This is a genomic window from Bradyrhizobium sp. RDI18 (assembly GCF_043203335.1).
Classification (GTDB): Bacteria; Pseudomonadota; Alphaproteobacteria; order Rhizobiales; family Xanthobacteraceae; genus Bradyrhizobium; species Bradyrhizobium retamae.
The window spans coordinates 2,831,050-2,852,277 of sequence record NZ_JBICRN010000008.1; the positions used below are offsets into that span (position 1 = coordinate 2,831,050).

Consider the following 21,228-nt stretch of genomic DNA (forward strand, 5'->3'; position numbering starts at 1 on the left):
AACAACCTCCTCTAGCTCGCGATCCGGTCGCGCGAATGCGGTGAAAGCCGTGTACGAAATGCGGCCGTCAGCGCTGGTAACAGGTGCATAGCGTCGTTGACGACGCCGATATGGGCAAAGTCAAAGATTGGCGCGTTCTTATCGGTATTGATGGCGACGATTAGATCGGCGCCCTCCACGCCGACCCGATGCTGGATCGCGCCGGAAATGCCTGCGGCGATATAGAGCTTTGGCCGGATGGTCTTGCCTGTCTGGCCGATCTGCCGGTCCGAGGTGACCCAGCCCTTTTGTACCAGCGGGCGCGAACAGCCATATTCGGCGCCGAGCACGGCGGCGAGCTGCCGTATCAGCTGGAAACTCTCAGGCGAGCCCAACCCCAGCCCGCCGGCGACGACAACGTCGGCATAGGCGAGATTGGATTTGGCCGAATCACGGTCCGGCACAAAGGACAGCACCTTGGTGACGATGTCTTCTTCGAGCAGGCGGAGCGGATGCATGATAATGCGGGCGGCATCGCGCGCGACACGCTCTGGCATCGGCATCACGCGCGGGCGGACGGTTGCCATCTGCGGCCGGTAATTCAAGGTGTAGATCGTGCAAAGCAGCGATCCGCCAAAGGTCGGACGCGTGGCCGCAAGCGAACCATCCGCGTCGACGTCGAGCTCCGTGCAGTCGGCGGTGAGACCCGTCAGTAGCGTAGTAGCTACCGAGCCCGCAAGATCGCGACCGAGCGTGGTGGCGCCCAACAGCAGGATCTCTGGCTTGTAGGTGTTGACGAGATCGGTCAGCGCCTTGGTGTAGGACTCGTTACGATACTCCGACAGCACATTCTCGGTCACGAGATAGGTTAGGTCTGCGCCGTAGCAGAAGGATTCGAGCGCGGCGTTGCGCGTGGTCTCGGCCTCCGGGCCGATGACGACCGCGGCGAGATCAACCTTCAGCTTGTCGGCAAGCTTGCGGCCCGCACCCATGAGTTCCCAGGAGACGGGATGCACCTGGCCGCGCTCCTGCTCGACGAAGACCCAGATGTGCTTGTAGGCCTTAAAGTGCTCGGGCAATTCTTTTTTGATTCCTGCGCGGCCGCCCCCGGCCGGCGTAGGAGCTTTGGTGATGTTGCTCATAGCGTTGAATTCCCCTCAGAACCTGCGCGCCGCGCCACAAGATCGGTCTCTAGCTTGGGTTGATCCTTCAAGATGGCTTTCATCAGCACCTCCGTCGGCTGCTTGGCGGCTTCCACCAGCCCGGCCCTCTCGGCGCGTGGCGACGGCGCAAAGGCGCGCTTGACGATGGTCGGCGAGCCGGGCACGACGCATTTCGAGACTCCTCGACGCCGGCCTCCTGCGCGCTCCATTTTACAACCGGCCCTAGCGCCTCGCGCAGGGCGGCGGTCATCACGGCGCTGCAGATCTGGCTGGTTGCTTCCCCATGGCTGACCAGGCAGGGCAGCTTTGTGCGCAACATCTGCACGCCGCGTTCGGCGCGGCGCTCCGCGTCCACCGTGGTGAGCGCGGCGATCTCGCCGCCGAACTTGTCACGCGATTGGAGCGCGGCCTCGAGCGCGAACAAGGCGTATCGGTTGATGATGCTCGCCCCCTGACGCACGATGGCGTTGGTCACGGGATAGACCGCGAATCTGCACGGCATCGTGAACCTGCTTGGTGCAAACGATACTGTGCATGCCTTCTCCAAAAGTAGCGTGGAACGCGAGTTATCCATTGGCGGCCATCTCACGGTCAATCCCAGCCTCAATGGCGTCAAAGACAACTTCGAACGGCATTAACGCGAGCGTGACCCATAAGATGATGCCGGCGCGAGCGGCGAGCAGTAACGGCAACATGATTGGTCTTGCTCCATATCTCATCTCGGAGGGCAACAATTCTGTGTAGTCGGCACCAGTGACGGACTTGGCCAGAGAACAGCAAGTGCCGTACCAGTTAGGGCCATCAAAAATTAGACGTCCATTCAATGACTTGAGAAAATAAAGACTGGCCGTTAGCATCGCCGACAGTACAATTCCGACATACGTCGCGAATGCGACAGCGCCGCTTCGCGCATAGCTGTACAGAGTTGATCTGCATGAAGAGGAAGATGGCACAACGCGCCGCGCCGACATGGCTTGAGGCAGATCTGAACTGATGTATGAGGCTATTTCAGCGAGCTCAACGGCACGAAGGCCGCCGGTTTTTTGGGCTCCGCGACCGCATCCTTCAAGACCTTGAACACCCGCTGGTCGATCGGCGAGGACGCCACGAAGTCGGCATAAGCCTGCTCCAGCACCGCCTTGCACCGCGCCGTGACCTCGGCCTCCGCGCCACCTTCGAATACTTCCTTGGCGAGATATTGTCCCATGCGCTTTAAGATGTGCAGGCGCGCGACATTGACGATCTTGGGGTCGTAATCGACGCCAAGCAGCGCAAAAAAATCTTCGGCCGAGGAGGCCTTGTTGAGCCGATCCAGGATGCCAACTGCCGCCTGTGTGTTGCTCATCGAAAAATCTCCTTTGGGTTAGGTCGACCGGCCTGTGGTCGGGACCCGGCTCCGGCTGGTCATCTCCTTGCGACGCTGCTTCGCGTAGGCGGCGCTGCATATGGCCTCCATGGCCTATGTCTTCGCGGATCAGCGAGGGCTTGCGCGGCACGCCGGCGGTTTCGGCGGTAATGATGCCGACCATGGCCGCCTCACGCACCATTGGTCAACGAGCGCTCGCTGACGGCGCGCCAGATCGCCACCACCGTCTCGCACGCTACCGGCCGCTTGTGCTCGATGGCATGTTTCCGCACCCGCGACAGGATCTGTCTTGCGTCCTCGGCGCTGGCGGCGAGCTGCAATTCGTCAAGTAGGGTAGTGATCGACGACAGCCCGGAATGCTTGCCGATCACAATACGGTTGGATCGACCGAGCAAATTGGGGTCGAGCGACTGATACGTGCGTTGATCCTTCATTAGGCCATCGACATGAATGCCGGATTCGTGGGTGAATACATGCTCATCGACGATCGCCTTGTTCAGAGGAATCGTGCGTGCAGCCGCGGCTGCCACCAACGCGGCGACATTCTCGAGTTCCGGGAGCACGATGCCGGTGTCACGCCCGTAGAGCTGTTTGAGCGCGACCGCGACTTCTTCCAGCGGCGCATTGCCCGCCCGCTCGCCGAGCCCGATGACGGTCACCGAGGCGTGGCTCGCGCCACCCTTGATGGCGGCGAGCGTATTGGCGGTCGCAAGCCCGAGATCGTCATGGCCGTGAAATTCGAGCTCGAGATCGGTGGTCGCGCGCAAACGAGCCATCAGCGCATAGGTGGAGTCCGGATCGAGCACACTGAGCGTATCGGCAATACGAAAGCGCCGTGCGCCGGCGGCTTTTGCGGTGGCGATCAGCTTGATGAGAAAATCGACGTCAGCGCGGGAGGAGTCCTCGCCGCCGACGGCAACCTCAAGCCTACGCTCGCGCGCATAACTGACCACCCGCCTCACCTGCTCCAGCGCCAGCTCGCGGTTATCGCCAAGCTTGGCGGCAATCTGCACGCCAGAAGCCGGAATCGAGACATTGACCATCGGCACCTTGGCCTCGATTGCCGCATCGACATCGGCTTCACGCATCTGGCACCAGCCGATGGTGGTGAGCGGGAGACCAGCAATCAACGATGGCGCGGCTGGCGGCGATCTCCTCACTGCCCATCGCGGGCGTTCCCGCTTCGATCTCGGTGACTCCGGCCCGCGCCAGCGCCTGCGCGATCGCCACCTTTTCGTCGGTGGTGAAGGCAACGCCAGGCGCTTGTTCGCCGTCGCGCAGCGTCGTGTCGTTGAGCACGATCGGACTTCCCCATGCCGTCTCGGACCATGACTGTTTGGCAGAGGCGGCGGCGATCATGGGAGGCTCCTTGTTGGCTTTGGCAAAGCAAGGCTTGAGCAATGCGCATGCCACGCCGGCACCCGCCACAAGCCGTTGAACAAGCGCGCAGTTTTCGGCACAGCCGGATTGTCGCAAACGCGACAGCCTCGCAAAGTCGATGCGTCCGCTTACGTCACGGCGCGATGGGATGGCATCAACTCCGCTTGCGGCTCAGATGGATGATCAGATCGACGCAGGAGACTTCGTGGTCTGGCAGCGGCTCGGGCACATTCACAAGCAGGAGATCCGCATCGGGAATATCGAGCAGGATATCCTCGCCGTGCAGATAATAATGCGGATGCGGCGAGGTGTTGGTGTCGTACAACGATCGCGACCCATCAAGACAAATCCGGCGCAACAGGCCGGCTTGGGTGAACTGGTTCAAAGTGTTGTAGACGGTAGACGATGAGATCGGAAACCCGGTCTCGCGCGCCTCGGCAAATAGCATCTCTGCGGTGACATGCTGGGCGCCTCTGGCAAACAACAGCTCGCTTAAGATCAGGCGCCGGCGCGTCGGTCGCAGCCCGGCCTTGAGCAACACATCCTTCCAGCCGGCGTCGGGACATCGCCCGCTGAGATGGGAAGAGGCCGGTCCCACCTGCACCTCGTCGAAGCCCGCGCGATCCCCGGCGTCACCGGTCGGAAGTCTGGCCAACGGACGATCCATCCGAAGTCGCTCACATTGGCCAGGTGCCGGCCGCAACCGGGACAGCCGCCTGCAGCAGAACCTCGCGCCGGCGCTCGGCCATGCGGCTCTCGCCGCTTTCATCGCCGAAGCAGAGGTTGAAGTCGTTGCATTGCGTGCACACCGGCGTCGTGCACATGACAAGGCCGTCGTCCTCGCACAGCGTGCGATAAAAGAAGCGCTTCCAGCGCATATTATTGGTATTGCGCGCGGCCAGCGGCGCGAAATGGCGGCCTAGCAGCCGGGATAGTTCGCCACGACCGCGCAATCCGAGATCTTCCCACAAGTGATTTGGCTCGATTGCGCGACGCGCGATCATCCCAGCTAGCCAGTTGCCGATGTCCCCTTCGGTCGAGCGTTGTGCGAGCAGGAGATCACGCAACATTGCCGCCTCGTCGCTCTCATTGCGCTTGACACGCAAGAGCAACTCCTCGCGGTTTATCCGGATCGACGGGAAGTACTGCTCCAGCAACGCGGCTAGCTCATGGCTGGTCAGACCGACCTTCTCGGAAACCAGACCACCATCCATCGTGGCGGCTACCAGAATGGACGCCAGCACGTGGCGATCGAAATTGCTGTCACTGGTTATGTCGGCGGGGTCTGCCCCAGTGAGCAGGCGGTAGGTCGCAATTCCCCTATGCCGCTCACCGTTCGCTTCAGTCGCTCTGGCAGCCATAAGCGGAAACAATTGCGCTTCGAACATGGGTTGCCGATCTTTCCACAGTGATCAAGTATGCTCGGCTGCATCGTGATGCTGGTCACGACATCTTTCGCCGGAACGCCGACCTTCTTATTGAGCATTGGGAAGGCCGGCCTCCGTCGGTGTGTCCTTTACTCGGCTGCGAGTTCGGCTGCGGTCTTGCCGATGATGTCCTCGTCAACCGACTTCATGATGCCGTGCTCCATCAGCATGTCCTCGAGCTCATCCATGGAGATCGGGGTCGGGATGATGCCCTTGCCGCCATTGTTGTGGATCTTGGTCGCGAGATTGCGATAGTGATCGGCCTGCTGGGATTCTGGCGCATACTCCAGCACGGTCATGCGGCGCAGCTCCGCATGCTGCACGACGTTATCGCGCGGCACGAAATAGATCAGCTGGGTGCCGAGCTTCTTGGCCATCGCCTCCGCCAGTTCCAGTTCCTTGTCGGTCTGCCGCTCGTTACAGATCAGGCCGCCGAGCCGCACGCCGCCAGAGTTGGCATATTTCAGAATGCCCTTGGAAATGTTGTTGGCGGCATACATTGCCATCATCTCGCCAGACATAACGATGTAGATCTCCTGCGCCTTATTCTCGCGGATCGGCATCGCAAAACCGCCGCAGACGACGTCGCCGAGCACATCGTAGGAGACGTAGTCGATCTTCTCATAGGCGCCGTTCTCTTCCAGGAAGTTGATCGAGGTGATGACGCCGCGGCCGGCGCAGCCGACGCCCGGCTCCGGACCACCCGACTCGACGCATCGGATGTCCTGATAGCCGATCTTCATCACGTCCTCGAGTTCCAGGTCCTCGACGCTGCCGGCATTCGCCGCCAAGCTCAAAATCGTGTCCTGCGCCTTGGCGTGCAGGATCAGGCGGGTCGAGTCCGCCTTGGGATCGCAGCCCACGATTAGGATCTTGTGGCCCATCTCGGCCAGCGCCGCCAGCGTGTTCTGCGAGGTGGTGGACTTGCCGATGCCGCCCTTGCCGTAGAACGCGATTTGTCTCAGTGAAGCCATGTTGCTCTCCATCAACCAATTTGCCAAAGATTGCGCGCTGGCTCGCGCGCGAGCTTGTTTCTCTCTCAGAAACGAGGCACACGGGGGTTCAAGGGAAGGAGAGCAGCGCTCGTCTTGCGCGTCTGCGTGCACTCAGCCCTCAGTCAGTGTTGCTGCATCCTGATAGCAACCGCCGTGCCAACCCTGTCCACGCTCTTTAAGTTTCTGATTACACTTTGAAAACTTCGGGAGCCGGTGGATGAAACCAGGTGTTTTGAACGTGACAGGATTCGTGCCGCTGTCAGAAGCCGGACAAGGATCGCTAGCATCAAAACGGGAAAACGCCGGCTTAGCGCGAGCCAGTTCAATGCATTCATGCACGGAACAGAAATTGCTAACGCTCTTGCAAGCCGCTTTGTCGGAGCGGATTTTCAGGAGAGCAACAGTGCAGATTGGTGTCGAAACGTCGAAAGCAATGGACCTGCGAGGGGGGTTCGTGGTCGACGATAACGAGATCACCCGCGCGGCATTGCAATTCATGCTGCATGATGAGATCGAGACGCATGAGCTTGCAACGCCAGAAGAGGCCTTTGCCAGGGGCATCGATTGGTTAAAACCGTATGTGGTGTTGCTCGGAGCCTCTTATTTTAAGCAAGAGGGGCCGGCGTGATCGGCGAATTGGCGGCCCATTTTCCCGACGCTCAGATCCTGATCATCGCGACAAATCCGACGAGGCCGACGCGGTCGAAGCCGTCAAGGCCGGCGCACACGGCGTTCTGGTCAAGCCGCCGACCTTGGAAACCATTCGCAAGAAGGCCGATACCATTCTCGAACGCGGCGGCGTCACGCCGGTCGTGCAGCTCAGTGTGCTCAAATAGGCCCGCGCCATGACGACGATCATTTTCTATCACAAACCCGGCTGCGCCACCAACGCGCGCCAGATGCAGGCGCTGAAGGCCGCGGGCCACCACGTGATTGCCAAGGATATCTTGAAGGAGCCGTGGCGTGCGGAGGAACTGCGCCGCTTCTTCGGCAATACGCCGGTCGCATCCTGGTTCAACCGCGCCGCGCGGCGTATTAAGTCAGGCGAAATTAATCCCGAAACAAGCGACGCGGCGAGCGCACTCGCGCTGATGCTCAGTGATCCGCTCCTGATAAGGCGCCCGCTGATCAACGCCGATGGCGCAAGATGCGCCGGATTCGATCATGGGCCCGTGCTGTCGCTGGTTGGGCGGAGCATGCAAGGTGATGTCGAGCGATGCTCGCGCGAGGAAACCGGGGGACACTGCTCGAGCGGGTGAGCTGCAGAGCGCGTAGTTCCACCGAGAGGGAAAGGAGCGAAGTTTCCTCCGCTCCCCATTCTTGACGGGCGCGAAGAGCAAAGCTCGCTGAAGGCGGTCGGGGCTCTACACGCGCCTACATTTGGAATATTCAACGGCACTTCAGCGTCCCACTTTCGGTCCACCAGATGGTCTTGCCCCTGGAACGAGCGGGTCTCATAACGCGGCAGCCCGGCTCACCGCGCAGCAACGAAATGCTGGTCGCTCCTGAGCAGCTATCCCTCTTGGAAATGCCAAACCGACCAGTCAAGACTTCTGTGTTGAGGTACCAGTCTAGCAGGCTTTGAAAAAGGCGCTCGCCGCCTACCGGCGAGCGGGATTCATGGCCTCCGATGAGATACCGAGATCGTGCGTGCGCGGCGGCGACAATCAACTGGCGAGCTGTTCAGCTACGTTGACCTGGAGGCGCGGGTGCGGCGTGATCACGCGCTGCGATCATCCATCGGGAGGGAGGCGCTGTCGGCGCTATAGCGCGAGCTTGCGTCGCTCTATTCGCCGATTGGGCGGTCGTTGATCCCGCCGGAGAAGCTGCTGCGGGCGATGCTGTTGCAGGCGTCTGATAGGTGTCCTATTCCCCTCTGCGAGGTGTCCCAACTAGCACAGCACAGCACTCTGCGGTGGAGAAATGCGCGCATCGGCCTGCGCCTTTCTGCTCGATAGCCTCCGCACGCAATGTGATACGAACGCCTTCGGCCTTATCGGAATGCGATCGGCGCGTCACGTGATCGGCGATAAATTCCAGCACTGCAGCACCAATCTCGGCAACTCGGCCGGCCACCTCAAACCGCCGAGCGCGGCGGCCTCTGATCGCCGCCATGAGTTCGAGAATCTGTTTCAGCGGGATCGCTTCGCCACCGAGCATGAAGCGATGTCCAGCCCGTCCGCGCCCCACGGCAACGATGAGACCTTCGGCAACGTCGCGCATATCGGTTCACGACGAACTCAAAGGGCCTTACGGACGCTCGTCGATGATGACGGCCAGATCGCGCCGAAATCCGAGCACGATAAACAATTTCGCTATTACAAACATCGGTCCGAGCAACAGATGGATCGATTGTCGACCAGTGCCGGTCGGCGACGTTCGAACACCTGGTGCCCAATAACCTGCGATGCACTGCCAATCACAACCAGGATAGCGGTAAGCGACCACATTCCGAAAGTATTTGCCTGACCCACGAAAATGGCGGCGGCTGAAAGCAATACGATCGCAGCCCCAAGGATCGCGGCTCCAAGCGCGAAGTCAAGCAGGAACCAATAGATGAGCACCGGTATGGTAGCGATGGCCGCCACACTGGTTTGGATCCCGAACGCGGCGATGGACCATTGGCTGAGCGGAAGAACGGCAGCCAGGAACAGGAACACGATGCCGAAGACATGCATGGCGCAATTCCAAGGGGCGCGATGATACTCAACATAGTCGGCAAGCTGCCGCCGAAAAAATGAACTCATTTGGCGCTCGGTTCGCCTGTTGTATCGGCAGGCGTGGCAAAGCTCATCAAGCGCATCTGCTAGTCTCCGTCGGAAACGTCACGGTCTCATTCAAAGCGCGGCCACGTGAATGTTCGCTGCCCGTCGAGCGCGCGACGCCGCCGCCAGCATCGAAGTCGTTGCGCCTAATTCAGCGACTAACAGACTACAAGGCTGCATCATGAAACAGGTATCCGAAATGACCGCGCGATGCACCGCATTTTTCTCGCAGGTGTTACCATTCAGCCTCATCGTTGAGACCGCAGTTGATCCCGCCGGTCATTGAAATCTCCGCGTTTTGCATTGTGGTCCGCGGCCACACGCGAGCAGCGCCGCAGTTGGAAAATCGCGACGGACAGCGAAATCGATCATCAAATCTATCCTTGATCGTTCGGCGATTCTTGCTTCTACTCGTGCGCTGCGGTCGGTCGCATTGACATGCATCAACCGACGGTCATTATTCCATGGAGACGCTTCGCAAGCACTCGCACCTGCGCGCCGTGTACGTGACTCCAAAGTTACTCGGTCGTTAGCGAGAGAACCCCAGAATTTGTGACACGCTCTTCTATGGCGGATTAGAGCCAAACTCGGAATCCGGCTATGCGCGCCGCGAAGCGATTCAGCTGGCGCCGTCTCAAACCAGGAGCGCGAGCCAGATGAAAGCTCGATATGCGGGCGCCCAGAACTGGGGTCAGCGACGACCGCAGTGTCGTGACCAGGCTTCCGTTATCGCCTACCTGCGGGAATGGGCCGATGCGGCATGACGAACAGCGATCCCTGCTGCGCGCTTGGCGGCAGTCGCGGCCAGGTCAGCGCCGTCGCGATCGCCACGATGGCCGAGCACATTAGGGTTGATGAAAAAGCTCCAACGTGCAGCCAGCCAATGCGGTCATTGCGTCGAAGCCCGCAAAATCGCCGATGCTGAATTGCGCGTGAAAGCCGGACATCAGCGGACGCTTCGCTGCACGTTCCAGTTCGACCGCATTGACATTCGCAGCGACATCGAGCGAGCCGAGCGAGGCGCCGAAGGCAACCAGCGCGGCCCCGAGCTCCAGAGGCGTACTGGCAACCGCGAGCCACGGCAGGATGAGCGCAATTCCGAAGCCGCCGATCAGGATGATCGGTTTGCTGCCGTAGCGCGCGCACAACAAATCGCTCAACATCATCGAGACGACCAAGCCGACGCCCAGGCAGAGCAGCAGAAAACCGAGAACTCCATCATCGACCGCCAGCCGCTCCTTCGCGAACGGCACCAGCGGCACCCAGGCCGCAATGCCGAAGCCGGCGACAAAAAATGCAAGGCGCGTCGCGAGCCGGGTGGCCAGGCGATCGACGGACATCATCGGTGAACCCCGGAGGAAAAGTTGGTGGCTTCGTGTTCGGACACGCTAAGGACATCACGGCGGAGCGTGAGCGGCTGCGACCGCAGTTGCAGCCGCCCGAACATGCTGTTTCATGTCGCCTCACAGCAAATTGGCGGGGCGGCCGGGACGCCACGGAGGAAGTGCCGAGTCCGCCCTTACAGCACCGCCCCGCCTCCGACCGGTGATGGTGCCCCGAACGAAGCAAGCGGCGTGCCGATTTTGAAAGTTGGAGGTTCTACAGTCGCTTCGTACTGGGTGTGTGTTGCGTCAAGTCGCGGACATTGGTCTCAAAGCTGAAGAACGGGCGCTTTCGTTCAGTGCGCCCGAAGGCTCTGCCAAACCGTATCACTATCGTCGGTGTGTGATCACGTCACGGTTGTCGACCACCATGTCGAGCAGCGTGTCCTCGACCATGCGGCAATCCACGCCATTGATCCGGACGCGCGAGCATCGCCGGACCGGAATACAACCCAATTGCCGACGTTGACGTCATAGCCGTGAAAATAGGTGCCGGTCTCCGGCTCATCGTTGAAGGCGGTCTTGCGCTTCTTGAGCACCAGGCCGACGGTGCCCTGCCAGACTGATTCCTTGATCGCGCCGGTCGACAGGATGAGCCCGCCCTTGGTCTTCTCCGGCTCGATGTAGATGCCGACCAAGACCTTTGTTGTTCAGCAGCTCGATGCTGCACAGATCGCCAATGAGCTTCATAAGCTCGGTCTTCTGGTCCTCCGACTCCGAGCGCATTTCCCGTGTCGAAACGCATACCATCCCTTCCCTCTCCTCCTACTCTTTCAGGATGTCTTCCATCGTCTCAGCGAGCACCGTGCGCGCGTCGGCGGGCGCCTTGCGGCACCACCTTGCGCTGATACCGGCCCCAATCTTTGAGATTATCCGACGTGATGGCATCGATCACCTATCCAGCTCATCAAGCTTGGCCTGAAGACGTTCGGCCAGCTTGATGGCGATGGTGACGCTCATTTACAGCCCGGCCACTTGTTTCCGAGCCAGTTGTGGAAGCGCCATGCGAGTCAGCGGGCATCTGACAAGGAAAAGGCCGCCTGCGTTGCCACAAGCGGCCGAAGTCTAGGGAGGAAACGCCCAAGGAGGGCAGGATGCAGCCTAGGATGAAAGCCATCAGCAGCTCAATTGAACGCAGGTAATCGTCGAGCATCCAAAGGTGCGACGGAACGATACGAAGGTTTATGTCGAGATCGGCAAGGGCAACGCCAAAATCGCCGCTCGCCGCCGGCACCGGCCACCAGATGCCGCACCAGGATCATTTCCGCGGGTTGGCCTTGTCGCCGTACTTTGTCTTCTCGAGAAGGCCCTCGCCGCTGCCGGCGCCATACTACATCTTCGGGTATGCCTTCACGCGGCCGCCGTTGGCAAAGCCGGCCTTGTAGCTCATTTGGCGCTTTCCGCGGAGCGGCGGGCGGCATCACCCGCGTACTTGAGCTGTCGCGTACTTCGGTCCTTTCGTTGCGGGGGTGTATGCCCGGGGCTTCTGCATCGTGCGGGAGAGCGGTACCGACCCGCGCGGCTCTGCGGCTTTTTTGGAAGCGGGATGTCTTCTCCAAAGGTCCAGTCCTTCTTGAGCGTAATCCTGTAAAGGAACCGAAGCGCCGCGACAGCCGTATGGATTGAATTGGGGGCCAATTTCTTCTCGTTCGTGAGGTAGATTTGATAATTCCCGGATGTGCTCGGGGGTCAGCGGAAGTAACGTGCAAACAGCGATACCTGTTGGAGATACGATGCCTGTGTATGCGGCGACAGATTCCGCACCTGCATGTCCTCAGTCATCCGTTGTCGAAGAACCGTCATGGGAAGCTCCTTAAGCGATGCAAGCAGCGCCTCCAGCATCTCGCAATCGAACTTCGTCGGGAATGCAGGAAGATCAGATGGTGGTACCGAAGCTTGCCACGAGTCGCCTACCGCGAGGCGGTGATGCGCCGGAGAGGGGCGGACTGCGTTGTATTAGCGAGGAAGCGGGGTAATGCCCGTGAGGTCGTCGCTATTGGATCGGGTCAACCAGCAATGGGAGGAAGGCGAGTTGTGCGACGGATAGCGAATATGGCTCTGTTGAGCCATATTCGCTATCATCCCTGATCGTCGGCTCTCTGATTCGCCCGTAAAAGATGGACGACCTATGCTCGACAATCCGGAGAAGACCACCCGGCTGCTCGCCGCACTCAAGGTAGCTGCGCCATTTGACGTTGAACTGGCACCATCGTTGATCGAATATCTGCAAGCCGAGAATGTTGCCGATGCTGATCGGATGCACCACGTCGTCTGGGATTTGTCATACGCCGGTGACGAGGGCGGTATCATCTGCCATTTGTCTCGCTCGGAAGAAACAGGCAGAGCGCTTGTCGTCTCCCTCACACATGTGCGCGTGCCGCGCTCGATGCCACTTGCAGCGGCCGTTCTGGATTATCAGAAGCACCGAGTGAAGAAGCTCAAGAAGCAGGGCCGGAGGTAGCATAGAAATGGCGCACGCGATTATCCGAGGAAAGAATGGTCGTCGATATGAAGTGGAGTTTGAAGACGCGCCGCTACGCGTCGAAGTTCATGCCAGTGAGGAGACCGTCGAGATTTTTGTGGAGGCAGATTTTGAAACCCACCCGGAAGAACGGCGACGTTTTGCGATAATCAACATCCCCCGCCACCTGTTCAGCGAGGCCACGGGTCGGACGGCGCGACGCACAGCGAAGGATCGTTAATGCCGCTGCCGCGCACTCTGTGCCGCTTCCTTCTTCAGGCCGCCGCCATCGCTGCCTACCGCGGAGCGGTTTAGTCCAGTGCCTGCTATATCGACCAAGACATAGGAGGCACAGCGCTGCGATGGAACCGCTGCAAGCTGGCGTCGACTGTTCCGTGATCGCGCCGTGGCTCGGTCATGAATCGGTCGAGACGACGCAGACGTACCTGCACGCCCACCTCGCCCTCAAGGAAGCTGCCCTGGCGAAGCTCAAGCCGTACGAGCGCGGCAAGCGAACCCGCTTCCAGCCGAACGACCGCCTGCTCGCCTTTCTGGAAGCGCTCTGAACGACCAGACTATGCCGAATGGAATGGGGCTGCCGTGCACGCGATCGACGGTGCCAGCGTGACAACGGCGTGCCATACCATACCCGTTCGGCATAGTTCGGCGGGCGGCATAAACGGCAAGAATTAACGGCGTTGATTCGCAAGCCTGGCTGGCCGATGTCCTTTGCCCGCATCGCCGCCCATCCGGCTCATCGGCTGGACGAGCTCCTGCCCTGGAATTGGACGCCAGCATCAGCGATCTCCGCTCCAGCGGCATGACGACGCACGTCAACAAGGTCCATCACGTCACCCCAACCAATGGCAGAAGCTGCGAGGAGACCAACCAGGAGCCGGGCTCTCCAGGATTCAGATCTCGGCTGCAGCTAATTATCTGCGGGCTGATACTTTAGACAAGCCGAGCGTGGTGGCGCTCCAAGAACGAGCTGAGATAGATAGGGAATGTCGCGCACGATCCAGCGCACCATTAGCGCGACGGCAACAATCGCTCCCCCAAGAATTCCCGCGACGGCCAACCTGGTCGTGAGATCCCAAAGTTCCCCGTATTGTATCGAATCCATGAGACGAAAGACCGTACTTTGTATCAAGTATAGCAGCAGCGTGCTCTGTCCCAGTTCCACGGTGATAAAGCGGGTGACTCGATTTGAGCGGCCAACTTTCCAGCATTGGAGGACGAGCACGATCACGATCGCTGAGGCCGCTGCGGAGCCAAGAAGCATCAGAAGTACGTTTTTTGCCGACTGCATATCGTGCACTAGGGCGAGATTGTTGTAGATGTAAGTGTCTTTGCGCCAGGCTAGAAAGCACACCAAAGCCGCTATGGAGAGAAACGTGATTAAGAGCGGCTTGTGAGATCGCGTTATGCTCGTCCACCATTCTCTCGACTGAGCAAAAGAGACTCCTAGGCAGAAAAACGGGAAAGTATACCTTATGAGAGGTGATATGGAAAATGTCACAGGTGCAAGTGCGACTAGTATGACTGATACGAATAGGATCCAGGGCGACCGACGATTGAAAATCGAAAGAATTTTGACTAGAAGGAAAGAAACAAAAGCAGCCCAGATGAACCAATATGTGCCCGCGGAATCGTTTAGACACTGCAAAACGCTGCCTGGTTCGCTTGCAGACGAGCTAAATGCGGCCAACTTGGCTGTCTCTAGGAGAGCGTACCAAAACAGCATGGGCAACAAGAGCTGCATCGCACGATCACCGATGGCTTGAGTGAATGACTTTCGCAAGAGCGCTCGCCAAGAAAGATATCCGCTTATCGCCATAAAGAGTGGCATGTGGAACATGTAGATCCATTTGAAACATGGCGACTCCCAGAAGCCTTCATCTCGGTAGACGACATATTGGATCAGGTGACCGACGATCACCAAAGTGATGAGCACTCCTTTCGCGAAATCTAAACCTAGATCTCGATCGTTTGCCTCCGGCGTGCGCGCCCCGGGCACAGTCGATCCAGTTATTTTTGGCAATGTATCAAACCGAGCTGCCGAACATAGGTATAAGCTGCCGGTCACCTATTATGAAAGGCACTTCGCTGCTCCAGCTTTGCATCGCGCAATCAATCCATTCGGCGATAGCGGAGGCATTTTCCATCAACATTCTACGGCTCCCGAAAGCTGACGGAGGTCGATGACATGTTCAATTGTACGGAGGTGGGCGATCGGTATAGAAAAGAGGGGACCTGCTATACGAAGGTTTACCGATGGAAGCTCTACCCCAATTCGATCGGCTTGCCTGATCGAGCGGGCGCGTTGCAGCGTGTGCAACCGGAAGAGGTGTTTGCAACGCACTGCCAGGAGTCGCCATAGCGGCGTACCAACTCGAGCATGAGAGCCTGAACATATGCAGCGCAGCTTGCGCAGCAGCTCCTCCCACTGGGTGCATTCGGCGTTGCCATCACGAGCAGCTAGTACCCACCCTCCTTAGAGGGTGAGTCGTGATTCAAGATCGGGATGATACCCGAGGCAAGAGAAGTTCACCTTTCGAAAGGATCGCAAGGTCCTGGAGGCGCGTTGTCGTTCGCCGGCGACATTGCAGCGCGATTTGAAGCGGGCGCGGATAGTTTTGTTGGCGGCGGCCGGGCGCAGCACGCGGTCGATAGCCAAGGAAGTCGGGGTCCAGCCTCGGATTGTCAACCTGTGGCGGCATCGCTATGCCGACCTTGGCCTTGCAGGGCTGCAGGAGAGGCGGCGGCCTGGCAAGCAGCCGATCTATACGAAGGCCACCGACAAGCGGATTCTGCGGCTGTTGGACAAGCAGCCACCGAAAGGGTTTGCGCGCTGGACCGGGCCCCTGCTGGCCGAGGCGCTGGGCGATGTTAACGTCCAATATGTCTGGCGGTTCTGCGCAACCACAAGATCGACCTCGTGGCTCGCAAGTCCTGGTGCGAGAGCAACGACCCGAACTTCACGGCCAAAGCCGCCGATGTTGTCGGCCTCTACGTCGCCCCGCCCGAGAAGGCTATCGTGCTATGCGTGGACGAAAAGCCTTCAATCCAGGCTTTGGAGCGAGCGCAAGGTTATCTGAAGTTGCCCAATGGTCGCGCCTTGACCGGTCAGAGCCACGAGTACAAGCGGCATGGCACGACAACGCTGTTTGCGGCGCTCGAGGTTGCGACCGGAAAGATCATCGTGACGCATTCAAAACGGCGGCGCCGTGTCGAGTTCCTCGACTTCATGGACAGCGTCACCTCAGCTTTTCCGGACCGCCAGCTTCACGTCATCCTCGACGACCTCAAGATCCACAAGAAGAACGAGCACTGGCTAAAGGCACACCCCAATGTGAAATTTCATTTCACGCCGACAAGCGCATCCTGGCTCAATCAGGTCGAGGTTTGGTTTTCGATCCTGCAGGGGCAGTCGCGCAGCGGCGCTTCCTTCACCAGCCTTAAGCAACTCCAGGAGCATAGTGCTAGTGGTTCATCACAGTGATTTTGACTCTTTGGCGGAGGTTGGATATGCGCGGCCGAGTTTGGCGCGGGCTTTGTCGGTTGTGAACATCCATTTGATGCGGTCTCGTGCTTTGTTTCACTGCCGTTGCCATGCTGCGATCTCTTTTTCGGAGCCGTTTGGGGTCGTCGATGCGGCGGCCGAGACACTGGCGCTGCAGCACGCTGATCTCGCACTCGACCATGTTGAGCCAACTGGCGTGTTTCGGGGTGTAGTGGAATTCGAGGCGACGCAGGATGCGACGGGCCTCGGCGGGCGCAAATGCTTGATACAGCGCGCCGGCGGTGTGGATCGACAGATTGTCCTGCACGACACGGATACAGGCGGCATCGGGATAATGGACGTCGACGAGTTCACGCATGCAGTGGGCGTAGTCCACGGCGGCGCGGCGGTCTGTTATCTTGACGTTGCGCCAGCCGCGATGCGGATCGAAGGTGACGAAGAGATTGACGGTGCCGTTGCGGCGGTACTCATAATCGTAGCGCTCGCGCTGTCCTGGCCGGGATCGGCTGACGCACCTCGCCGATGAGCTGGACGGGGTCTCGTCGAAGCAGACCAGCGGCCGCTCGGGATCCGGCGCCTCGGAATAGAGATCGAGCACGTCCTCCATGCGGGCGACGTATTCGCCGTCGACATGGGGAATGCACCACATGTCCCTGCGTCATGGCTAGAGGTCGTTCTCGGCCAGCCGGCGACGCACGGTCTCGCCCGACAGGCTGTCGTGATCGGTGAGCTTGACCATCGTGTCGGCCAGCAGCGTCAGCGTCCAGCGTTTGCGGCCGGCGGGCGGCTTGGCGCATGCGGTCGCGACCAGCAGGGCCTCTTTCTTGCCCGTCAGCTTGCGTTCCGCGCCCGGACGCGGCTCCTCGCTCAAGGCCCGCTCCAGATTGCCTTCCACGAAGCGGCGCTTGGTCCGGCCGACGGTGGAGAGGCTGACACTCACGGTCCGGGCAATCTCCTCGTCGCGGCGGCCCCGATCGGCCGCCAGCAAAATCTGCGCCCGCTTGAGCTTGCGGGCGGCGTGTTTGCCGCCGCCGAGCATCGCCGTCAGTTCACCGCGCTCGGCTTGGCTCAATTCGACCCGATAACGTACATTCATGCTTTGCCTCCTTGTCGGAGGCCGGGACGAATCCAACGATGAGGCAAAAATCAGGCGCGCGTTTCACCGAGAAGCAGGGGCACTACCTCGCTTTTATCCATACCTATTTGTACATGTTCGGGCAGCCGCCCGCCGAAGCCGACATCCAGCGCCATTTCCGCGTCAGCCCGCCGACTGTCCACCAGATGATCGTCACCCTCGAACGGAACGGCTTCATCCGACGTCAACCCGGCGTCCCCAGAAGCATCGAGATTCTCTTGCCACCGGAAAACTTGCCCATCCTCGAATGGCTCGGTATCAAAACGTCAAAATCACTATGATGAACCACTAGACATCACCGTCCATGCCTCATCGGAGATGCCAAGGCTAAAGAAGCAAGCGCCGTGCCGCAACAAAGAAGATTGAGTCTGCACGCAGTATCTGCATGCGTCGCATTGTCGACATTTGGTTCGGAGCCGACAATCTTCCTGATACCAGACGCCTGTGGCGCGTACGCCGTTTCACTCTCGTGTGAGGGCACCCACCGGAAGGCATTGACGCAGACATCCTCAGATGGTGTGCCGGGGATATCAAGATGCTCAGAAAGTCGGGAAGAGAAAATTGACTGGCGTCACGAATGAAGATGTCCATAGCATCGAGGTGATCCCTAGCAATATAGTTCTCTCGCCTTGCTTTCCGCCAATGGCATCGAACACAAAACGTATCGAGTCAACCACGGCGGCGTCTCGGGCTGTCGCTGTCCTCCTTGGACGTTTCCTCCCTAGACTTGGGCCGCTTGTCAGTTAAGCGTCCTTTTTGCTTGCCCATCAATCCGAGCATTTAGCGCGGGTATGCGAGACTCAGGATTCGCGTTGATGCGGAAGGATACAGACCGCGATCAACGACTTGGACGCCAGGGTCGCCTGAGTTGGCATGCTCTGCGAGCGCCTCCTGTGCCTTGTGCTGGGGATTATGTTTTGGGCATGGACCTTTTGGATCCCGTAAGGATTCGTTCCAGTGCTCATGGACACGCCACTCGTCTGGGACACTGGAATTGGTGCCCGTCAGCAGCACGGAAAGCACGACCGAACTCCTCGCCCAACTCACTTCGAAGATCATCCGGCGGGAGCGATCCAGGCAGGTTTCTGCCGCCGACAGCAAGGACCCAGGCAGCGTTGCGGATTGGGCCGGATCTCCTCGATCACGGCGCGAATGAGTTGCTCCCGACCGGTCTCAATGCTCGGCGGTTGCTTCAATTGTTCCGGTTCGACCGGCATGCTTCGATTTCTCTTGTCATCAGCTGAAGGATTTGCCGCAAGAGCAGCTCGATTTGGCGTTCGGGTTGTCGAAGGTGAAGCCCGAGCCCTCCAGCGCCACCACGAAATCGATGGTCGTGCCGGCGAGGTGGTCATGGCTCTTGTTGTCTACGAACACCTTGACGCCGTCGCGCTCGATCACGGTGTCGTCAGGCTTAGCCTCGTCGGCCAGGCTCAACCGGTATTTGAACCCGGCGCAGCCACTGGCCTCGACCATGATGCGCAGGCCGCTCGCCGGCTGCGCCGATGCTGAAATCGTGCTCTTGACCGCATTCACTGCGCTATCCGTCAGATTGATCATGGCTATCCTTTTTGCCTGGGTCGTTTGCATGGGAATTGGCAAGTCGCATGCCAGCGCGCCCGAGCTTGACATTGCTCACCTTTTCGAAATCGCGCCTGTTGGCTTTGCGACGCGTGTAGGGTTGCTGACAAAGGTCTTTGAGGGATTGCGGCGGCTTTGCGTGTCTTTCTTTATGGATTCCGCCGATGAAGCGTAAGGAACGCGGCGGCAAGCAATTTGCATTGCGTGTCTAAGCCGGCCGAAGTGTCCGGTGATGAGCTTAGATCGGAGACCACTTTCATGACGAACACTGCGGAACAACTAGAACACGCACCGGGGGTCTTTGTGGACAAGATCTGCGCAGGCGGTCCGCCCATTCAGCTTGTTTTGCACAATGACGACAAGACGACTCTCGGTTTCGTGGTACGCCTGCTGCGCGAGGTATTCGACAAACAGGAGCGGGATGCCATTAGGCTCGCCAAACTCGTCTTGCAGCATGGCAAGGCCGTCTGCGGACGCTATCCTCCCTCAGTCGCAAAGGCGCTCCTCGAGGCGGCGCAAGAGCGTATCCGAGCTGAAGGATGTCACCTGCTGATCACGGGCGAAGCCGCGGGCGAAGCGGACGGCCCCGACCTGTCCGACGTGCAATTCGAATATGCCTTCGAAGCGCTTGAGTGGCACTTCACCAATATACCGCCGAGCGAACTCGTCACTACTGTGCGGCAATTCCCGGGCCACATGCAGGCCGATGTTCAGGTCGCGATCGATAAGCTATTCGCCGATCCGGTCCGCTTCTTCGGCGCCTATGAAGAACATAGGTACGAGACGCTTTCATTCGCTCGGATGAAACAGCGTGGAAAGCATGCGGTTTCGCTGGTGCCGCCGCAATATCACCAGGTTGATACTGGCGAGACGGCGCCGGTCAAATGCCTGTACAATGGACTGTGGCTTTGCCGGGCGAGCGAATTTTTCTATGCCGTCGTGCTCTCTACTGAGTTCGAGTTCAAGCAAGAGTCGAGGATCCGGATTGAAATCGCTGCCCCTGCGGGGTCTGGCGGCGAAGCCTTTGTTCAGCGCAGCTTTGACGAACTGGAACGGGCGGTGCACGCGGCACGTTCTTATCGCGGCAAGATCCTCTCATTCGAGAAAGGTGCGGATTACAGCGGCCGCTCAAGAGGCATCATGGTGCATCGATTGGCACCAGTGAGGCGCGAGGACGTGATCCTGCGGGAACAGGCTATCAAATTGCTCGATCGCAACGTGTTGAGTTTTGTCGCCACGCGCGGCGCACTCCGCCGATTCGGCCAGTCGACCCGCAAGGGCATCCTGCTCTATGGCCCGCCCGGCACCGGTAAGACCCACACCATCCGCTATCTCGCCACCAACCTACCGGGACACACCACGCTAATCATCACCGCCGAAGAGGTCGGTGAGCTGAGCGCCTATATGGCGCTCGCGCGCCTGCTGCAGCCTACCATGGTGGTGATCGAGGATGTCGATCTGATCGCCAGCAAGCGCGACGACTTGACATCATGTGAGGAGGCCGCGCTGAACAAGCTCCTAAATGAAATGGACGGCTTGAAGGAAGACGCTGACATCCTCTTCGTGCTCACCACCAACCGCCCCGAGCAACTCGAGGGCGCCCTGGCCGGTCGCCCCGGCCGCATCGACCAGGCGATCGAGATGCCGCTGCCTGATACGACCGGCCGCGACAAGCTGATCCGGCTTTACGGCATGGGCCTGCCGCTTGAGGCGAAGATCGTAGCCGAGACGGTGCGCCGCACTGAGGGCGTCAGCGCCGCTTTCATTAAGGAGCTGATGCGGCGCATTGCGCAATCATGCATCGCTCGTGACGGCGGAAACTCAGTGACCACAGCTGACATCGAGGAAGCGCTCGACGACATGCTGTTCACCGGCGGCCGCCTCAACGTGAAGCTCTTGGGTGGGGCCGGAGCGATGGCTGCGGGGTCTGAATGAAGGCGAAGGGAGGAAGATCACCCGCCAAGGGCTGCGCCAACTCCCGCATGCGCCGGGTGTCGACGACGCGTCTATGATTGATGAGCAGCGAGGCGGTCCGTGAACGCGAACCGCCGCGACGAGGCCGAAGCAACAATGA

The 21,228-nt window shown here is 59.6% G+C and carries 21 protein-coding genes and 8 pseudogenes; 12 read left to right on the forward strand and 17 right to left on the reverse strand.

Annotation, left to right across the window (positions count from 1 at the left end; genetic code table 11):
• Positions 1–11: 11 nt before the first annotated feature.
• From ACFXS9_RS22775 to nifH, 8 genes and pseudogenes are all read right to left on the reverse strand, one after another.
• On the reverse strand, positions 12–1,121 hold the full coding sequence (locus tag ACFXS9_RS22775) for an electron transfer flavoprotein subunit alpha/FixB family protein (protein WP_057846775.1): 1,110 nt from the start codon (positions 1,119–1,121) through the stop codon (positions 12–14).
• Positions 1,118–1,678 (reverse strand): annotated as a pseudogene (locus ACFXS9_RS22780) (hypothetical protein). The gene ACFXS9_RS22775 and the pseudogene ACFXS9_RS22780 overlap by 4 nt, the downstream one beginning before the upstream one ends.
• Before the next feature lie 30 nt (positions 1,679–1,708).
• Positions 1,709–2,113 (reverse strand): hypothetical protein, encoded by a 405-nt coding sequence (locus ACFXS9_RS22785; protein ID WP_156434028.1) that lies wholly within the window; start codon positions 2,111–2,113, stop codon positions 1,709–1,711.
• A 32-nt stretch (positions 2,114–2,145) separates the two neighbouring features.
• Complete coding sequence (gene nifW, locus ACFXS9_RS22790) at positions 2,146–2,487, reverse strand: nitrogenase stabilizing/protective protein NifW (protein WP_057846772.1); 342 nt, start codon at positions 2,485–2,487, stop codon at positions 2,146–2,148.
• Between the two features lie 191 nt (positions 2,488–2,678).
• Positions 2,679–3,867, reverse strand: a pseudogene (gene nifV / locus ACFXS9_RS22795) (homocitrate synthase).
• 175 nt (positions 3,868–4,042) lie between these two features.
• The gene (gene irr / locus ACFXS9_RS22800) at positions 4,043–4,543 is read right to left on the reverse strand and encodes a Fur family transcriptional regulator Irr (RefSeq protein ID WP_245309455.1); all 501 of its coding nucleotides are present in this window, start codon (positions 4,541–4,543) and stop codon (positions 4,043–4,045) included.
• A 22-nt stretch (positions 4,544–4,565) separates the two neighbouring features.
• On the reverse strand, positions 4,566–5,276 hold the full coding sequence (locus ACFXS9_RS22805; RefSeq protein WP_082637762.1) for a nitrogen fixation protein NifQ: 711 nt from the start codon (positions 5,274–5,276) through the stop codon (positions 4,566–4,568).
• Positions 5,277–5,404: 128 nt separating this feature from the next.
• Positions 5,405–6,289 (reverse strand): nitrogenase iron protein, encoded by an 885-nt coding sequence (nifH, locus tag ACFXS9_RS22810; protein ID WP_392692219.1) that lies wholly within the window; start codon positions 6,287–6,289, stop codon positions 5,405–5,407.
• Positions 6,290–6,713: 424 nt separating this feature from the next.
• Between nifH and ACFXS9_RS22815 the strand changes: the two are divergent.
• From ACFXS9_RS22815 to ACFXS9_RS22825, 3 genes and pseudogenes are all read left to right on the forward strand, one after another.
• Positions 6,714–7,146, forward strand: a pseudogene (locus ACFXS9_RS22815) (response regulator).
• Positions 7,147–7,155: 9 nt separating this feature from the next.
• A complete protein-coding gene (locus ACFXS9_RS22820) occupies positions 7,156–7,569 on the forward strand; it encodes an ArsC/Spx/MgsR family protein (protein ID WP_057846771.1) in 414 nt (137 codons plus the stop codon).
• Between the two features lie 391 nt (positions 7,570–7,960).
• A pseudogene (locus ACFXS9_RS22825) lies at positions 7,961–8,163 on the forward strand (IS5/IS1182 family transposase); the annotation flags it as partial.
• Between the two features lie 13 nt (positions 8,164–8,176).
• Here ACFXS9_RS22825 and ACFXS9_RS22830 read toward each other — a convergent pair.
• The 4 genes from ACFXS9_RS22830 to ACFXS9_RS22845 all read right to left on the reverse strand — a co-directional run bounded on the left by ACFXS9_RS22830 (position 8,177) and on the right by ACFXS9_RS22845 (position 11,095).
• A complete protein-coding gene (locus ACFXS9_RS22830) occupies positions 8,177–8,533 on the reverse strand; it encodes a hypothetical protein (protein WP_057846770.1) in 357 nt (118 codons plus the stop codon).
• Positions 8,534–8,628: 95 nt separating this feature from the next.
• Positions 8,629–9,057: an Mpo1-like protein gene (locus tag ACFXS9_RS22835; protein ID WP_392692222.1), complete on the reverse strand. Its 429-nt coding sequence runs from the start codon at positions 9,055–9,057 to the stop codon at positions 8,629–8,631.
• 863 nt (positions 9,058–9,920) lie between these two features.
• Positions 9,921–10,418 (reverse strand): MFS transporter, encoded by a 498-nt coding sequence (locus ACFXS9_RS22840; RefSeq protein WP_057846769.1) that lies wholly within the window; start codon positions 10,416–10,418, stop codon positions 9,921–9,923.
• 386 nt (positions 10,419–10,804) lie between these two features.
• Positions 10,805–11,095: a hypothetical protein gene (locus ACFXS9_RS22845; RefSeq protein ID WP_057846768.1), complete on the reverse strand. Its 291-nt coding sequence runs from the start codon at positions 11,093–11,095 to the stop codon at positions 10,805–10,807.
• Positions 11,096–11,641: 546 nt separating this feature from the next.
• On the opposite strand from ACFXS9_RS22845, the gene ACFXS9_RS22850 reads away from it, so the two are divergent.
• On the forward strand, positions 11,642–11,842 hold the full coding sequence (locus ACFXS9_RS22850) for a hypothetical protein (RefSeq protein ID WP_057846767.1): 201 nt from the start codon (positions 11,642–11,644) through the stop codon (positions 11,840–11,842).
• Positions 11,843–11,981: 139 nt separating this feature from the next.
• On the opposite strand, the pseudogene ACFXS9_RS22855 reads toward ACFXS9_RS22850, so the two are convergent.
• Positions 11,982–12,260: pseudogene (locus tag ACFXS9_RS22855) on the reverse strand (site-specific integrase); the annotation flags it as partial.
• Between the two features lie 325 nt (positions 12,261–12,585).
• On the opposite strand from ACFXS9_RS22855, the gene ACFXS9_RS22860 reads away from it, so the two are divergent.
• The 4 genes and pseudogenes from ACFXS9_RS22860 to ACFXS9_RS22875 all read left to right on the forward strand — a co-directional run.
• Positions 12,586–12,918, forward strand: coding sequence for a hypothetical protein (locus ACFXS9_RS22860; RefSeq protein WP_057846766.1), 333 nt, complete (start codon positions 12,586–12,588; stop codon positions 12,916–12,918).
• 7 nt (positions 12,919–12,925) lie between these two features.
• Complete coding sequence (locus tag ACFXS9_RS22865; protein ID WP_057846765.1) at positions 12,926–13,159, forward strand: hypothetical protein; 234 nt, start codon at positions 12,926–12,928, stop codon at positions 13,157–13,159.
• A 94-nt stretch (positions 13,160–13,253) separates the two neighbouring features.
• Positions 13,254–13,484 (forward strand): annotated as a pseudogene (locus ACFXS9_RS22870) (tyrosine-type recombinase/integrase); the annotation flags it as partial.
• Between the two features lie 113 nt (positions 13,485–13,597).
• A pseudogene (locus ACFXS9_RS22875) lies at positions 13,598–13,742 on the forward strand (transposase domain-containing protein); the annotation flags it as partial.
• 104 nt (positions 13,743–13,846) lie between these two features.
• Here the strand turns inward: ACFXS9_RS22875 and nolL are convergent.
• Positions 13,847–14,959: a nodulation factor fucose acetyltransferase NolL gene (gene nolL / locus ACFXS9_RS22880; RefSeq protein ID WP_197427509.1), complete on the reverse strand. Its 1,113-nt coding sequence runs from the start codon at positions 14,957–14,959 to the stop codon at positions 13,847–13,849.
• A 483-nt stretch (positions 14,960–15,442) separates the two neighbouring features.
• Here nolL and ACFXS9_RS22885 point away from each other — a divergent pair.
• A pseudogene (locus tag ACFXS9_RS22885) lies at positions 15,443–16,396 on the forward strand (IS630 family transposase); the annotation flags it as partial.
• Between the two features lie 4 nt (positions 16,397–16,400).
• Here the strand turns inward: ACFXS9_RS22885 and ACFXS9_RS22890 are convergent.
• Together ACFXS9_RS22890 and ACFXS9_RS22895 are read right to left on the reverse strand one after the other, a co-directional pair.
• Complete coding sequence (locus tag ACFXS9_RS22890; RefSeq protein WP_392692228.1) at positions 16,401–17,090, reverse strand: IS630 family transposase; 690 nt, start codon at positions 17,088–17,090, stop codon at positions 16,401–16,403.
• Between the two features lie 15 nt (positions 17,091–17,105).
• The gene (locus ACFXS9_RS22895) at positions 17,106–17,537 is read right to left on the reverse strand and encodes a helix-turn-helix domain-containing protein (RefSeq protein WP_392692231.1); all 432 of its coding nucleotides are present in this window, start codon (positions 17,535–17,537) and stop codon (positions 17,106–17,108) included.
• 38 nt (positions 17,538–17,575) lie between these two features.
• Between ACFXS9_RS22895 and ACFXS9_RS22900 the strand changes: the two genes are divergently transcribed.
• Positions 17,576–17,857 carry a LexA family protein gene (locus ACFXS9_RS22900; protein ID WP_392699964.1) on the forward strand — a complete coding sequence of 94 codons (282 nt, stop codon included), beginning with the start codon at positions 17,576–17,578 and terminating at the stop codon, positions 17,855–17,857.
• Between the two features lie 955 nt (positions 17,858–18,812).
• Here ACFXS9_RS22900 and ACFXS9_RS22905 read toward each other — a convergent pair.
• Positions 18,813–19,133 carry an iron-sulfur cluster assembly accessory protein gene (locus ACFXS9_RS22905; protein WP_057852082.1) on the reverse strand — a complete coding sequence of 107 codons (321 nt, stop codon included), beginning with the start codon at positions 19,131–19,133 and terminating at the stop codon, positions 18,813–18,815.
• Between ACFXS9_RS22905 and ACFXS9_RS22910 the strand changes: the two genes are divergently transcribed.
• A complete protein-coding gene (locus ACFXS9_RS22910; RefSeq protein WP_392692234.1) occupies positions 19,132–19,329 on the forward strand; it encodes a hypothetical protein in 198 nt (65 codons plus the stop codon). The two genes, ACFXS9_RS22905 and ACFXS9_RS22910, sit on opposite strands and share 2 nt — an antisense overlap.
• A gap of 47 nt (positions 19,330–19,376) precedes the next feature.
• Entirely contained in the window at positions 19,377–21,089 is a 1,713-nt protein-coding gene (locus ACFXS9_RS22915; protein ID WP_392692236.1) for an ATP-dependent Clp protease adaptor ClpS, read from the forward strand.
• Positions 21,090–21,228: the final 139 nt, after the last annotated feature.